The organism is Pseudomonas sp. BS3782 TE3695, assembly GCF_050435305.1.
In the GTDB taxonomy this organism is placed as follows: domain Bacteria; phylum Pseudomonadota; class Gammaproteobacteria; order Pseudomonadales; family Pseudomonadaceae; genus Aquipseudomonas.
The window spans coordinates 2,117,094-2,131,640 of record NZ_JBNDKB010000001.1; the positions used below are offsets into that span (position 1 = coordinate 2,117,094).

Consider the following 14,547-nt stretch of genomic DNA (forward strand, 5'->3'; position numbering starts at 1 on the left):
TGATGGATCAGTCGTTGTAGTCTTCCCAGCCGCCCATTTGTTTCCAGCGATTGACGATGCCGCAGAACAGCTCGGCAGTCTTCTCGGTGTCGTAGCGAGCCGAATGAGCCTCGCGACCGTCGAAGTCGATATCGGCTGCCTGACAGGCCTTGGCCAATACGGTTTGACCGTAGGCGAGACCGGCGAGGGTCGCGGTATCGAAGCTGGAAAATGGATGAAACGGGTTACGTTTCATGTCCAGGCGTGCGACAGCGGCGTTGAGGAAGCCCAGATCGAAGCTGCTGTTGTGCCCGACCAGAATTGCCCGTTTGCAGCCGTTGGCTTTCAGGGCCTTGCGGATGCCGCGGAAAATGTCAGTCAGGGCCGCTTCTTCACTCACGGCCATGCGCAACGGGTGATCGAGTTTGATCCCGGTGAATTCCAGAGCGGCCGCTTCGATGTTCGCGCCTTCAAATGGCTCGACGCGGAAGAAGTAGGTGTGATCGGGATACACAAAGCCTTTTTCGTCCATGGCAATGGTGGTCGCCGCAATTTCCAGCAAGGCATCGGTGGCCGAATTGAAGCCGCCGGTTTCTACGTCGACGACAACCGGCAGGTAACCGCGGAATCTGGCAGCCATTGGATGACGAGGACCACCTCCGTTGCCTTGACCGTCCTGTTCATCGTCGAAATGGTCTTCACTCACGCGTGTTCCTCCAGCAGGCGCCAGCGCAGTTTTTCACCGGCGCGCAGCGGGATTACAGTCAGCTCACCAAATGGCAGGCTGGTTGGGGCGGTCCACTCATCGCGGACCAGGGTGATGCGATCGGTGTTCACCGGCAGGCCGTAGAAGCGCGGGCCATTAAGGCTGGCGAAGGCTTCGAGTTTATCCAGCGCGTTGCGCTGTTCAAAGGCTTCGGCATACATCTCGATCGCGGCATAAGCGGTGTAGCAACCAGCACAGCCGCAAGCCGCTTCTTTGGCGTGCTGGGCATGGGGCGCCGAGTCGGTGCCCAGGAAGAACTTGTCGCTGCCACTGGTGGCGGCGTCGAGCAGGGCTTCCTGGTGGGTATTGCGTTTGAGGATCGGCAGGCAATAGAAGTGCGGCCGAATCCCGCCCACCAGCATGTGGTTGCGGTTGTACAGCAGGTGATGGGCGGTGATGGTTGCGCCGACGTTGGCCGAAGCCTCGTTGACGAACTGCACGGCATCAGCGGTGGTGATGTGTTCGAACACCACTTTGAGGGTCGGGAAACGCTCGACCACTCGACGCAAGTGCTCATCGATGAAGATCTTTTCGCGATCGAAAACGTCGACATCGCCACGGGTGACTTCACCGTGAACCAACAAGGGCATCCCGACGTCGGCCATGGCCTCGAGTGCAGGGAAAATCTTGTCGATGCTGGTGACGCCCGAGTCCGAGTTGGTGGTCGCGCCGGCCGGGTACAACTTGGCGGCGTGAACGAAACCGCTGGCCTTGGCCTCACGAATTTCTTCGGGCTGGGTGCGGTCGGTCAGGTACAGAACCATCAGCGGTTCGAAACGGCTGCCGGCCGGACGCGCGGCGAGAATCCGCTGGCGATAGCCATTGGCTTCAGCAGCGTTGCGTACCGGCGGTACCAGGTTGGGCATGATGATGGCGCGACCAAAGGTGCGCGCGACATCCGCGACGGTATTGGTCAACACAGCACCATCGCGAAGATGAATATGCCAGTCGTCGGGACGCAGCAGGGTCAGGCGGTCGGACATGAGGGGATTCCAGGCGGGTCAAACTCAGGGGAATGCTACCGGAAAAGACTCTTGCAGGCACTCGCTATCAAGTTTTGCGGCAAGCTTCCGATATCCAACAGGTATGCCGTAAAGATGTGTTTCGGTCTTTTTGTTGCACAAGCCAGTGGAGCCCTCCCGTGCGCCAGCGTTATTTAGCCTTGCTCAGTGTGTTTGCCAGCCTTCCTGCGATGGCGCTCACTTTCCAGACCCGTCTGGAGAGCATCGAGTGGACGGTCGAAGGTGACAAGTTCGAATGCCGCCTGACTCAGCCCATCACCGATTTCGGCTCGGGAGAGTTCGTGCGTCGCGCCGGCGAACAGGCGACATTTCGCTTGAAGGCCTACAACTCGATGATCGGTGGCGGTTCCGCGACCTTGCTGGCGGCCGCTGCGCCATGGCAGCCGGGGCGTGGCGACATCAACCTGGGCTCGGTGCGAATGGGCAGTGGCAACGTGCTGTTCAACAGCTCGCAACTTCAGGCCGGGCGCCTGATCAGCGGGTTGCTGGACGGTCGCAGCCCGGTGGTTCGACACTCCTCGGGCGAGGGGCGGGTATCCGAAGTTCGTCTGCTGCCAGTCAAATTCAGCAAGGCCTACAGTGACTATCAGGGGTGCGTGGCCAAGTTGCTACCGCAGAATTTCGAGCAGGTGAAGCAGTCCCAAATCGGCTTTCCGGGGGAGGGTATCGATCTCGACGCCCAAGCCAAGGCCCATTTACAGGTCATGCTGGAATTCATGAAAGCCGATCCGACGGTCAACCATATTGAGCTCGACGGCCATTCCGACAACAGCGGCAACCGCCTGACCAACCGCGAATTGTCGCGACGCAGGGCGCTGGCCGTGATGGACTTCTTCAAGGCCAATGGTATCCAGGAATCGCAGATCACCCTGCGTTTTCACGGTGAGCGCTATCCTCTGGCGCCGAACAATAACGCCGCCAATCGGGCGAAAAACCGCCGGGTTGCCGTACGCCTTGAACGGGTAGCGCCGATCGAGCAACCGGCGCCTCCAGCGACTGCTTCCGCGGGCAGCGCGAAGACCTCCTGAACCCGCTGAAATCGTCGCTCGCTCGACATAATCTGTCGCTTCGTCGTCATAAGCTGTCGCGCCTCTGTAAATTATTCTGCATGGGCGGTAGACTTGACGGCTTTCCGTAGAACCCCGTGGAGTGATGGCATGGCGGACGTAAACAAGGTCGTTCTGGCGTATTCCGGCGGCCTGGACACTTCGGTGATCCTCAAGTGGCTGCAGGATACTTATAATTGTGAAGTAGTGACCTTCACCGCTGACCTGGGTCAGGGCGAAGAGGTCGAACCGGCCCGCGCCAAGGCACAGGCCATGGGCGTAAAAGAAATCTACATCGACGATCTGCGCGAAGAATTCGTGCGAGATTTCGTGTTCCCGATGTTCCGCGCCAATACCGTTTACGAAGGCGAGTACCTGCTGGGTACTTCCATCGCTCGTCCGTTGATCGCCAAGCGCTTGATCGAAATCGCCAACGAAACCGGCGCTGACGCCATTTCCCACGGCGCGACCGGCAAGGGCAACGACCAGGTTCGTTTCGAACTGGGCGCCTACGCTTTGAAGCCAGGTGTGAAAGTGATCGCTCCGTGGCGCGAATGGGACCTGCTCTCCCGTGAAAAGCTGATGGATTATGCTGAAAAGCACAACATCCCTATCGAGCGTCACGGCAAGAAGAAATCCCCGTACTCGATGGACGCCAACCTGCTGCACATCTCCTATGAAGGCGGCGTGCTGGAAGACACCTGGACCGAGCATGAAGAAGACATGTGGAAATGGACCGTCTCCCCGGAGAACGCTCCTGACAAACCGCAGTACCTGGAACTGACTTATCGTAACGGCGACATCGTCGCACTGGACGGCGTCGAAATGACTCCGGCCACCGTGCTGACGACTTTGAACCGTATCGGTGGCGAACACGGTATCGGCCGTCTGGACATCGTCGAAAACCGCTACGTCGGCATGAAGTCTCGCGGCTGCTACGAAACCCCGGGCGGCACCATCATGCTACGCGCACACCGCGCGATCGAATCGATCACCCTGGACCGCGAAGTGGCTCACCTCAAAGACGAGCTGATGCCTAAATACGCCAGCCTGATCTACACCGGTTACTGGTGGAGCCCTGAGCGTCTGATGCTGCAACAGATGATCGATGCTTCCCAGGCCCACGTGAATGGCGTAGTGCGCCTGAAGCTGTACAAGGGCAATGTGATCGTCACCGGCCGCAAGTCCGACGAGTCGTTGTTCGACGCCAACATTGCGACCTTCGAAGAAGATGGCGGCGCCTACAACCAGGCCGACGCGGCGGGCTTCATCAAGCTCAACGCCTTGCGCATGCGTATTGCAGCGAACAAAGGCCGCAAGCTTTTCTGAGGCCTTTGAGTCGGTAATGAATTTGTGGCCTTGTTGATGACAAGGCCACAAATTTGAAAGAGGGGCTGCTGCATATAACGCTTCGCTTTCTTCTTGTTTCCGCTGACCGTTCCTTTTGCTTTCTGTCCTTGATCTGCTTCAAGGGCTGCCTTTCTAATGTGCGACAGTTCAATACCTAGCCCATTATCGTCACGCCCTGTGAGCTCAAATTGTAAGAAATACAGAACGTTGCGCTATTACGTTTCTTTATTTGTTTCCAATGTTTGAGCGTATTTGTCTTCAGCAATTTATCCGAATCGGTACACGTGAGAAATACGATCACCTGTGCGGGATTGTCCGCAGGGTACTGAATGCTTTCCATCAAGGCGCTGAACGCCATTTTTTTGTGTATCCACCGTGCATCAACGATATGCAGATCCTTTAGCGGGGCAGGCAGGTTTACATGGTGCTGGGTCGAGCTTTCGGGCGCTACGCTGGATGGGTTGTTGCTCGGATGATGAACGTTCTCCATGGCTTTTATGAAATGCTTGTCCTTCACGAAATCGGAGGGCGCGTAAAGCGATCGATAGTTGAAGTTGAGAGTAACGAAGAAAAGAAAAAGCAAGTAAAAGGGAAAGCTGATCAGGAACCACACATAGAGTTTTCTCTCCTCATTGTCGAGAAAAGGAAGGGATACGGCGGCCGATGTTTCAGACAGTGCTGCAAATATGGCAATAATTGTCATGGGGTTGGTGATTCTTTTTTTGAGTTTTATCATATTGTCTGCTCATTAAGTTTTGTCTTTTCTCGATTGGTTGATGGGTTGTAATAACTGATATCAGACTATTTTTCTGTGGTGTTGAATTGTTTTTATTGGAGTAGTGAGGTTGTTATAGTAGCTGTATTGTTGCGGGTTCGGGTATGGCTGTTTAATTGTTTTTTGTTGGCGCTATGTTATTGGTTAAGTGTTACGGTGTGTGAACTTTTTTGCTTATTGAGCCAGGTTGCGCAAGAAGGTGCTGGAAAATACCCGTTACTTTTAAGGGTGGCTCAATAGTCGGCATCTCGTGGATTAATGTGTCGACACTGTTTTTTTGTCGTTTTTTGGTTGTAAGTCGATACAAAAAACTGTCGAAGCATTGAACAATAGTAGATCAGTAAAATCTCTGTTTCTTCGTATGGCAATGATTTTTTGTAGGAATAATCCGTGTTGTTTGTAGGCTATGTCTCTCGCTGCGAGTGGCCGAGGGTGACGGCGTGCCATGGGTGAAACGACTAGGCTATGGTGCGGGCTCTAAAAATTCGAACAGCGAAAATTGGACTTGCCCATGAATAAAGTGCTGATCGTGGATGATCACCCCGTCATTCGGCTTGCGGTACGTATGCTAATGGAGCGTCATGGCTACGAAGTCATTGCAGAAACAGATAATGGTGTGGACGCATTACAACTTGCCCGTGATCTTATGCCGGATATTGTCATACTGGATATTGGAATACCGAAACTGGATGGGTTGGAAGTTATCGCGCGCCTGACATCAACGGCGATGCCTCTTAAAGTATTGATATTGACATCCCAGGCGCCAGGCCATTTTTCCATGCGTTGCATGCAGTCGGGTGCCGCCGGATATGTTTGCAAACAACAGGATCTCACTGAGTTGCTCAGTGCAATAAAAGCTGTATTGTCAGGCTACAGCTATTTTCCTAATCAGGCGTTGCATACCGTGCGTTCCAGTCTGGGGAATGCCAGTGAAGCGGATATGGTGGATCGTTTGTCCGGGCGAGAGATGATGGTCCTGCAACAATTGGCCCGAGGAAAGACAAACAAGGAGATCGCCGATGGAATGTTCCTCAGCAATAAAACCGTTAGTACTTATAAAACTCGTCTTCTGTTAAAGCTCAATGCTCGCTCACTGGTCGACCTGATTGAATTGGCCCAGCGCAATGGCCTGGTATGAAGCTGCCAGCGTTTGGCGAGGCGCGATGAACAGGTGTTTGTCAACGGACGGCACTTAGTAAAAAGCCTCCGTTTCGGGAGGCTTTTAAGTGTTACAAGTCAAAATCGTAATCGGCCAATTGCTTTTGCAGTCGGCGCTCCTCCAGCAGGTTGTCAATGGTGCGGCGTTTGCTCAGGTTGGTCTTCGCCACTTCCATGACCGGCTCAGCGTCATCGGCCTCAACGGGGGTGAAGTCGTCTTCTACGTCCAATTGCTCTTTGCCAGTGCTCATAAGGTTAACTCCAGGCTAAGGCTGCCCTTTGGCGCTCCTTATATCGACAATTTCCCGGCGGGTAAAAAAGATTTTTTCAATCGATCAATCAAAAAAACTAATAGGGCCTCAATCGTCCGAGGTTTTTTGCTTGTATTCGCATAAATCCTCGATCCGGCAGCTGCCACACCGCGGCTTGCGGGCCAGGCAAACGTAGCGCCCATGGAGAATCAGCCAGTGATGGGCGTCGAGCAGATATTCCTTGGGCACGAACTTCATCAGTTTTTGCTCCACCTCGACCACGTTCTTGCCCGGAGCAATGCCGGTACGGTTACTGACCCGGAAAATGTGAGTGTCCACGGCCATGGTCAGCTGACGAAAGGCGGTATTAAGCACCACATTGGCGGTCTTGCGACCGACGCCCGGCAAAGCCTCCAGTGCCTCGCGGGTTTGCGGTACTTCACCTCCATGGCGCTCCACCAGTAAGCGACAGGTTTCGATCACATTTTTCGCTTTGCTGTTGAACAGACCAATGGTCTTGATATATTCCGACAGCCCTTCGACGCCCAAGGCATAGATTGCTGCTGGTGTATTGGCCACCGGGAACAGTTTGCCGGTGGCCTTGTTCACGCCGACATCGGTCGATTGCGCCGAGAGAATCACGGCGATCAACAATTCGAACGGTGAAGAGTAGGCCAGTTCGGTCTTCGGTTCAGGGTTGTCTTCGTGAAACCTGCGGAAAATTTCAAGACGTTTTGCGGCATTCATGGGCGATGCGTTTCCTCGAAGGCGGTCATTGTGAGGCCGCCGGGCGGCGAAAGGCTTGATGTGCGGCGATCAGTAGTCCGAGCAGAATAAACCCGCCGGGGGCCAGCGTGGCCAGATGCAGGCCACCGTCGGCGATCAGCGTCCAGCCTTGCCAGTCCGGTTGCGTGGTTCCGGCCATCCTGGAAAGGTCGCGACCGAGTGTTCCGTTGCCGATGAGCTCGCGCAGCAGAGCCAAGCCCACCATCAAGGCGCCGAACAAGCCACACAGGCGCAGTCGATCACGCGGTGGGCTCTGGAAAAAACCGTTGTGTTCCAGCACAACGCATTGCAGGGCGATCAATCCTGCGTAGAAACCCAGCTGCTGGTGCCATTGGAGCGACCAGGCTTGCATGGCGAGTTCCGCGCAACTGGTCAGCGTGGCGGCCAGCAGCAGGCTAGCGAGCAAATGGGTGGTTGGCATCAGTCGCGAGCGCAAAACGCCCATGCTTAAACCATAAGCACTGAGCACCAGGGCAAACATCAGCCACAGGCCCAGGGCCGTAACCAATGAATCCGTAACGCCGATCAACGGCGTAAGCATCAACGAGTTTTGCAGGGGCAATGACTTATTCATGGGCGCTGCTCCCGATCAGCGGTTGCCGATGTTCGTCGAAGTAGCGTAACGCGTCATGGGTAGCATTGATCACCGCTCTTGAGGTGATGGTCGCGCCCGCAATCTGATCGAATTGCCCTTGGTCTTTTTTCAAGGCCCAGCCATTGTCATCGGGGGCGGTTAGAGACTTGCCGGTAAACACCTCAAGCCAGGCATTGGGCCAGTCGGCGAGCTTGCCGCCTAGCCCCGGGGTTTCCGATTGCCTGAGGGTTTTGACCCCTACTAACTTGCCTTGGCGGTCGATGGCGATCAGCAATTCGACGGCGCCGGCGTAGCCCAGAGTCTGGCTGCGCAGCAACACGGCGCTCGGTTGGCCAGCCTTGGACGCCAGATAGCCACCCAACAGTGTGCTGTGGGCCAGGCGAATGTTTTCGACTCTGAGGGGGTGCTCCAATGGCTGATTGTCGTAGCTGTCGGGCGGTAGCAGATCCAGTAACCGGCGGCTGTCGATCAGGCGTTGTTCGACGGCAACGCGTGCGGCGCTGGTGTGCTGCACGAGGTAAGTCGCGCCCATCCCCAGGCCTGCCAGCACTACCAGGATCACAACGCTCGTCGCTCGGTTCATGGGGCAACCTGTTCCTGTCTGGACGCGGCAAACCGTTCCAGCGCCGGTACACAGAGATTCATCAGCAGAACCGCAAAGGCCACACCGTCCGGATAACCGCCCCACGTCCGAATCAGATAAGTCAGTAACCCCACGCCGGCGCCGAACAGTAATCGGGCCAAGGGGCTTTTCGCGCCCGAGATCGGTTCTGTGACGATGAAGAAGGCACCGAGCATGCTCGCGCCGGTGAGCAGATGAAACAGTGGCGAGCCATGAGAGTCGGAACCCGTACCGTTCCAGCACAACAGGCTGATGACGAACAGGCTGGCGAGCATGCCGACCGGCGCATGCCAACTGAATACCCGTCGCTGCAGCAGAAACGCACCGCCCGCCAGAAACGCCAGGTTGACCCATTCAACGCCTCGGCCGCCAAAACGGCCGAATGCCGGATTCTCGGCGAACAGTTCGTCCATGGTCAGGCTCTTGTTGATTCGCAAGCTGTCCAGCGCCGTGGCCTGGGCCCACGCATCGGGCGTCTGGCCGAAGCTGAAGCCGAACACCTGTTGCAGTCCACCGAACAAATCCATGCCATGGGACGCCGGCCAATGGGTCATTGGCTGCGGAAACATCACCAGGACCAGCGCGAAACCGAGCATCGCCGGATTGAACGGGTTCTTGCCGACGCCGCCATACAAATGCTTGCCGAAAGACAGTCCGAACGCCACGGCGCTGACCGTCAGCCACCATGGACAATAAGGCGGCAAGGCCAGCGCCAACAATGTCGCGCTGACCAGTGCACTGCCGTCGCTCAACGTCGGTTTCACCGGTTGTTTGCGCAGCTGCAACATCGCCGCTTCAACGGCCAACGCGGTTGCCGCCGCCAGAACCAGGTTGATCAATACGCCCCAGCCATACAGCCAGAACAACATCAGCATCCCCGGCACGGTGGCCAGCAATACCAGCTTCATGGCCTGTTGAAGGCGTTCGTCCACCGACTCAAGAGGTGGCATAGGCATCCACCTGACGCTCGGCTTCGCTGAGCGCACGTTGCAACGCTTCGATCTGTTCGGGCGGTGCCTCGCTTGTTTGAGCTTTCTTGAGTTCGGCGCGGCGCATGGCCAACTGGATCTTCGCCCGTTTCAGCTCGGCATCTTTCGCTGGAGCAGGTGGCGCAGAAACCGGCGGTGCGCTGCTCTCCAGTTGCGCCAGCGCCTGTTCGGCGGCTTCGAACTGCTGTTGCAGCACGATCAGTTGCGATTGCTGTTCGAAGGTCGGCGGATGCCCGAAGGCCTTGAGCGATTTGTTCAGTTGCGCCCGACTCATCGCTAGATCGACCTTGGCCTTTTTCAGTGCCGCATCGGCATTGTCGGCTTTCTGTGCGCGAACGCGCTCGAGTGCGGCCTGAACCGGGTCGAGCGTCACTTCGCTGTGCTGCACGGCGCGTTGGGCGCGGGCCTGGCGTTCGGCGAGCTTCTGTTCCTCTTCGCGATGCAAGCGGGCATTACGCTGTTCGAAACGGCGTCGCGCGTGATTGCGCTTGGCGGCGCGGGCCTGTTGTTCCTCCAGGCTGAACGCCAGCCCGCCGACAATCGGCAGCACCGTGGCCAGCGGTAACGGATGCATCTCGATGCAATCCACCGGGCACGGCGCCACACAGAGGTCGCAACCGGTGCATTCGTCAACGATGACTGTGTGCATGAATTTCGCCGCACCGACAATGGCATCGACCGGGCAGGCCTGAATGCATTTGGTGCAGCCAATGCATTCGGCTTCGCGGATGTAAGCGATCTGCGCTGGCGCCGAACCGCGACTGACGTCCAGTTCCAGCACTGGCACTTTCAGCAGGTCGGCCAGGGCCGCGATGGTTTCGCTGCCACCCGGTGGGCACTTGTTGATCGGCTCGCCGCTGGCGATGCCTTCGGCGTAGGGTTTACATCCGGGGTGACCACATTTGCCGCATTGGGTCTGCGGCAAGAGGGCGTCGATGCGTTGAATCAGACTCATGTTTTGATCAGCCCGCTGAATCCGAGAAAAATCACTGCGATCAATCCGGCGCCGATCAATTCGATCGGCAGGCCGCGAAAGGGCAGGGGGATATCGTTATCGAGTGTGCGCTGGCGCAAGTCGCTGAACAGACTCAGCACCAGCCAGAAACCCAGCCCGGCGCCAAGGCTCAGGGCTATGGCGTGGAAAATTCCCTTTTCGTCTTGAGCGTTGAGCAATGTCAGCCCAAGCACCCCGGCATTCCCCAGCAGCAGGGGCCAGAGGCCATCGAATGAAAGCTTCGTCAATAACCGGGAAAGCAGTTTGAGCAGCGGGTGGGTCAGCAGAACGCTCAACGGCAGGAATACGAACAGACGCAGCGACGTCAGCCCCAACGGCACTAATAGCCAGTGGTAGAGCGCATAGCCAAGTGCGCCGACGATCAGCATCAGGCACGTCGTCGCGATGCCCAGCGCATGGACCTGCGGCCGCTCGCTGCCCAGCACCGGATCGACGCCCAGCGGCCAGTGCAACACGAGGTTGTTGATCAGGGCAGCGCTGATAAGCGTAAGAAGCAGTTCGGTCATGATCGGTCAACCTGAAGCGTCCGTATCCACACATCGTTGGGCTGCTGGGTAAATCAGTAGGAGCTGCCGCAGGCTGCGATCTTTTGACTTTGTTTTTTAAACACAAGGTCAAAAGATCGTAGCCTCGTTTCACTCGACAGCGCCTACAAGATGAGGCGGGAGTTGAGAGATAGTATGGGCCAGACATGAAAAACCCACAGTCATGCCAGGCACGACTGTGGGATCGGTCCAGCGGATCGAGCCTTACTTGATACGCTGACCCGGCTTAGCGCCGCTATCGGGGCTCAGCAGGTAGATTTCTTCACCACCAGGGCCGGCTGCCATCACCATGCCTTCGGAGATCCCGAATTTCATTTTGCGAGGCTTGAGGTTGGCGATCATCATGGTCAGGCGACCATTGAGCTTGGACGGGTCCGGGTAAGCGCTCTTGATCCCGGAGAACACGTTGCGTTGTTCGTCACCGATGTCCAGGGTCAGGCGCAGCAGCTTGTCGGCGCCTTCCACGGCTTCGGCCTTGACGATCAGCGCAACGCGCAGGTCTACAGCGGCAAAAGTGTCGAACTCGATCTCTGGCGACAGCGGATCCTTGGCCAGTTCACCGTTGCCGGCGGGTGCCGCTTGGCCGGTGTCGGTTGCGCTGGCGGTCAGGTCTTCTTTCGAGGCGTCGGTCATGGCTTGTACTTTTACCGGGTCGATGCGGGTCATCAACGGTTTGAACTCGTTCAACTGATGGTTGCTGAGCAAGGTGGCGTGGTCGTTCCAGGTCAGCGGCGCGACATTCAGGAACGCCTCGGCATCGGCGGCCAGCAGCGGCAGTACCGGTTTGAGGAAAATCACCAGTTGGCGGAACAGGTTGATGCCGAGGGCGCAAATGGCCTGGACTTCATCCTGCTTGCCTTCCTGTTTGTTCAGCGACCACGGTGCCTTGTCGGCGATCCAGGCGTTGGCGCGGTCGGCCAGGCCCATGATTTCGCGCATGGCACGGGCGAAGTCGCGAGCCTCATAGGCATCGGCAATGCTTGGCGCTGCGGCCAAAAAGGCGTCGGTCAGTTCCGGCGCGGCGTTGCCGGCTACCAGTACACCGGCGTTGCCTTTATGGATGAAACCGGCGCAACGGCTGGCGATGTTGACGACTTTGCCGACCAGGTCGGAGTTGACCTTCTGCACGAAGTCTTCGAGGTTCAGGTCCAGGTCGTCGACGCCACGGCCCAGCTTGGCGGCGTAGTAGTAGCGCAGGTATTCCGGCGACAGGTGATCCAGGTAAGTCCGCGCCTTGACGAACGTGCCGCGGGACTTGGACATCTTCTGGCCGTTGACGGTCAGGTAGCCGTGGACATTGATGCCGGTCGGTTTGCGGAAACCGGCGCCTTCAAGCATGGCGGGCCAGAACAGGGCGTGGAAGTTGACGATGTCCTTGCCGATGAAATGGTACAGCTCGGCGGTGGAATCCTTGCCCCAGAACGCGTCGAAGTCCAGGTCCGGACGGCGGGCGCAGAGGTTCTTGAAGCTGGCCATGTAGCCGATTGGCGCATCCAGCCACACGTAAAAGTATTTGCCCGGCTCGTCGGGGATTTCGAAGCCGAAGTACGGCGCATCGCGGGAAATATCCCACTGTTGCAGGCCGGCATCCAGCCATTCGGCGATCTTGTTGGCTACGGCCTCTTGCAACGTGCCGCTGCGGGTCCAGGCTTGGAGCATTTCCTGGAAGTCTGGCAGCTTGAAGAAGAAGTGCTGGGAATCCTTGAGCACCGGGGTGGCGCCGGAGATGGCCGATTTCGGATCCTTCAGATCGGTCGGCGCGTAGGTCGCACCGCATTTTTCGCAGTTGTCGCCGTACTGGTCTTCGGTGCCGCATTTCGGGCAGGTGCCCTTGATGAAGCGGTCGGCCAGGAACATTTTCTTTTCCGGGTCGAAGTACTGAGTGATCGAGCGCGTAGCGATGTGCCCGGCGTCGCGCAGCTTCAGGTAGATCTGGCTCGAAAGCTCACGGTTTTCTTCGGCGTGAGTGGAGTGGAAGTTGTCGAAGTCCACCAGGAACTCGGCAAAGTCGGCGCTGTGTTCGGCCTGGACGTTGGCGATCAGTTGTTCCGGGGTGATGCCTTCCTTTTCCGCGCGCAACATGATGGCCGAACCGTGGGCGTCGTCGGCGCAGACATAAATGCATTGGTTACCGCGATGCTTCTGGAAGCGCACCCACATATCGGTCTGGATATATTCCAGCATATGGCCGAGGTGGATCGAACCATTGGCATAGGGCAGGGCGCTGGTGACGAGGATCTTGCGTGGCTCGGACATGGGGCTCGGCTACTTGATGAAACGGAGGTCGGCCACTATAAAGCGCTGACGCATATTTTTCACCCCGTGAGGTTGTTTCCTCCGATGATCGAATGGGGGAGGCCATTAAAAGATCGTAGCCTTCGGCAGCTCCTACAGGGATTGCGCCGAACTTGTAGGAGCTGCCGAAGGCTGCGATCTTTTGAACATCCCGCCAAACCATCAGAACAGGTACGATACCCGCCTGATTTTTCCAGTCTTGCTATCGGAGTTGCCCATGAGCGCCGTCAATCGTGCAGCGGTGGAAGCCGTCCTTCGCCAATACACCGACCCTTACCTGAACCAGGACCCGGTCAGCGCCGGGTGCGTGCGCAGCATCGATATCCAGGGTGATCGCGTCAGCGTCCAGCTGGAGCTGGGCTATGCCGCCGGTTTGTTCAAAAGCGGCTGGGCGCAGTTGCTGCAACTGGCCATCGAAGGCCTGGACGGCGTCGTCATTGCGCGCGTCGAGATCACCAGTGTGATCGCCGCGCACAAGGCCCAGGCACAGATTCCTGGCCTGGCCAACGTTAAGAACGTCGTGGCCGTGGCGTCCGGCAAGGGTGGCGTGGGCAAGTCCACCACGGCTGCCAACCTGGCCCTGGCGCTGGCCCGCGAAGGCGCCAAAGTCGGGATTCTCGACGCGGATATCTACGGCCCGAGCCAGGGCATCATGTTCGGCATCCCTGAAGGCACCCGACCAAAGGTCAAGGATCAGAAGTGGTTCATTCCGATTGAATCCCATGGCGTCGAAGTGATGTCCATGGCGTTCCTGACCGACGACAACACGCCGATGGTCTGGCGCGGGCCGATGGTGTCCGGTGCCTTGTTGCAACTGGTCACGCAAACGGCCTGGGGCAATCTGGATTACCTGGTCATCGACATGCCGCCAGGCACCGGCGATATCCAGTTGACCCTGGCGCAAAAAGTCCCGGTGGCCGGCGCGGTGATCGTGACCACCCCGCAGGATCTGGCATTGCTGGACGCGCGCAAAGGCGTGGAGATGTTCCGCAAGGTCAACATCCCGGTGCTGGGCGTGGTGGAAAACATGGCCGTGCACATCTGCTCCAACTGCGGGCATGCCGAGCATCTGTTCGGTGAGGGTGGCGGTGTGAAGCTGGCCAACCAGTACGGTGTCGAACTGTTGGCTTCGTTGCCACTGTCGATGCTGATCCGCGAACAGGCCGATGGCGGCAAGCCAACGGTGATCGCCGAGCCGGAAAGCCAGATCGCGATGGTTTACCAGGAACTGGCCCGCCATGTCGGCGCGCGGATTGTGTTGCAGGAAGCGGCAACGCCGGCGATGCCGAACATCACCGTCAGCGACGATTGATTCGCTGAAGAAATGCGATCCAATGGTGGGAGCGGGCTTGC

The 14,547-nt window shown here is 57.6% G+C and carries 15 protein-coding genes; 4 read left to right on the forward strand and 11 right to left on the reverse strand.

What is annotated here, in order from left to right; genetic code table 11:
• Positions 1 to 7 precede the first annotated feature (7 nt).
• Both rnt and pyrC read right to left on the reverse strand, forming a co-directional pair.
• The gene (gene rnt, locus ABH909_RS09600; RefSeq protein ID WP_008069497.1) at positions 8 to 685 is read right to left on the reverse strand and encodes a ribonuclease T; all 678 of its coding nucleotides are present in this window, start codon (positions 683 to 685) and stop codon (positions 8 to 10) included.
• Entirely contained in the window at positions 682 to 1,728 is a 1,047-nt protein-coding gene (gene pyrC / locus ABH909_RS09605) for a dihydroorotase (protein WP_429432616.1), read from the reverse strand. Before pyrC ends, rnt begins: the two co-directional genes overlap by 4 nt.
• A gap of 158 nt (positions 1,729 to 1,886) precedes the next feature.
• Here pyrC and ABH909_RS09610 point away from each other — a divergent pair, with 158 nt between their 5' ends.
• Both ABH909_RS09610 and ABH909_RS09615 read left to right on the forward strand, forming a co-directional pair.
• Positions 1,887 to 2,795, forward strand: a complete 909-nt coding sequence (locus tag ABH909_RS09610) for a flagellar protein MotY (RefSeq protein ID WP_429432619.1) — start codon at positions 1,887 to 1,889, stop codon at positions 2,793 to 2,795.
• A gap of 129 nt (positions 2,796 to 2,924) precedes the next feature.
• The gene (locus ABH909_RS09615) at positions 2,925 to 4,142 is read left to right on the forward strand and encodes an argininosuccinate synthase (protein ID WP_095632266.1); all 1,218 of its coding nucleotides are present in this window, start codon (positions 2,925 to 2,927) and stop codon (positions 4,140 to 4,142) included.
• 175 nt (positions 4,143 to 4,317) lie between these two features.
• Here ABH909_RS09615 and ABH909_RS09620 read toward each other — a convergent pair whose 3' ends face one another.
• Complete coding sequence (locus ABH909_RS09620; protein WP_429432622.1) at positions 4,318 to 4,899, reverse strand: hypothetical protein; 582 nt, start codon at positions 4,897 to 4,899, stop codon at positions 4,318 to 4,320.
• A 550-nt stretch (positions 4,900 to 5,449) separates the two neighbouring features.
• Between ABH909_RS09620 and ABH909_RS09625 the strand changes: the two genes are divergently transcribed.
• The gene (locus tag ABH909_RS09625) at positions 5,450 to 6,076 is read left to right on the forward strand and encodes a response regulator transcription factor (protein WP_008069501.1); all 627 of its coding nucleotides are present in this window, start codon (positions 5,450 to 5,452) and stop codon (positions 6,074 to 6,076) included.
• 91 nt (positions 6,077 to 6,167) lie between these two features.
• On the opposite strand, the gene ABH909_RS09630 is transcribed toward ABH909_RS09625, so the two are convergent.
• From ABH909_RS09630 to metG, 8 genes are all read right to left on the reverse strand, one after another.
• Complete coding sequence (locus tag ABH909_RS09630) at positions 6,168 to 6,347, reverse strand: PA3496 family putative envelope integrity protein (protein ID WP_429432625.1); 180 nt, start codon at positions 6,345 to 6,347, stop codon at positions 6,168 to 6,170.
• Positions 6,348 to 6,455: 108 nt separating this feature from the next.
• The gene (gene nth / locus ABH909_RS09635; protein WP_429432628.1) at positions 6,456 to 7,094 is read right to left on the reverse strand and encodes an endonuclease III; all 639 of its coding nucleotides are present in this window, start codon (positions 7,092 to 7,094) and stop codon (positions 6,456 to 6,458) included.
• Positions 7,095 to 7,119: 25 nt separating this feature from the next.
• A complete protein-coding gene (locus ABH909_RS09640) occupies positions 7,120 to 7,707 on the reverse strand; it encodes an Rnf-Nqr domain containing protein (protein ID WP_429432631.1) in 588 nt (195 codons plus the stop codon).
• Positions 7,700 to 8,311, reverse strand: coding sequence for an RnfABCDGE type electron transport complex subunit G (locus tag ABH909_RS09645; protein WP_429432634.1), 612 nt, complete (start codon positions 8,309 to 8,311; stop codon positions 7,700 to 7,702). Before ABH909_RS09645 ends, ABH909_RS09640 begins: the two co-directional genes overlap by 8 nt.
• Complete coding sequence (locus tag ABH909_RS09650; RefSeq protein WP_429432637.1) at positions 8,308 to 9,300, reverse strand: RnfABCDGE type electron transport complex subunit D; 993 nt, start codon at positions 9,298 to 9,300, stop codon at positions 8,308 to 8,310. The genes ABH909_RS09645 and ABH909_RS09650 overlap by 4 nt, the downstream gene beginning before the upstream one ends.
• Complete coding sequence (gene rsxB, locus ABH909_RS09655; RefSeq protein WP_429432640.1) at positions 9,287 to 10,294, reverse strand: electron transport complex subunit RsxB; 1,008 nt, start codon at positions 10,292 to 10,294, stop codon at positions 9,287 to 9,289. Before rsxB ends, ABH909_RS09650 begins: the two co-directional genes overlap by 14 nt.
• The gene (locus ABH909_RS09660; RefSeq protein ID WP_429432643.1) at positions 10,291 to 10,860 is read right to left on the reverse strand and encodes an Rnf-Nqr domain containing protein; all 570 of its coding nucleotides are present in this window, start codon (positions 10,858 to 10,860) and stop codon (positions 10,291 to 10,293) included. The genes rsxB and ABH909_RS09660 overlap by 4 nt, the downstream gene beginning before the upstream one ends.
• Before the next feature lie 243 nt (positions 10,861 to 11,103).
• The gene (gene metG / locus ABH909_RS09665; protein WP_429432645.1) at positions 11,104 to 13,155 is read right to left on the reverse strand and encodes a methionine--tRNA ligase; all 2,052 of its coding nucleotides are present in this window, start codon (positions 13,153 to 13,155) and stop codon (positions 11,104 to 11,106) included.
• Between the two features lie 256 nt (positions 13,156 to 13,411).
• Between metG and apbC the strand changes: the two genes are divergently transcribed.
• Positions 13,412 to 14,506, forward strand: a complete 1,095-nt coding sequence (apbC, locus tag ABH909_RS09670) for an iron-sulfur cluster carrier protein ApbC (RefSeq protein WP_429432648.1) — start codon at positions 13,412 to 13,414, stop codon at positions 14,504 to 14,506.
• Positions 14,507 to 14,547 lie beyond the last annotated feature (41 nt).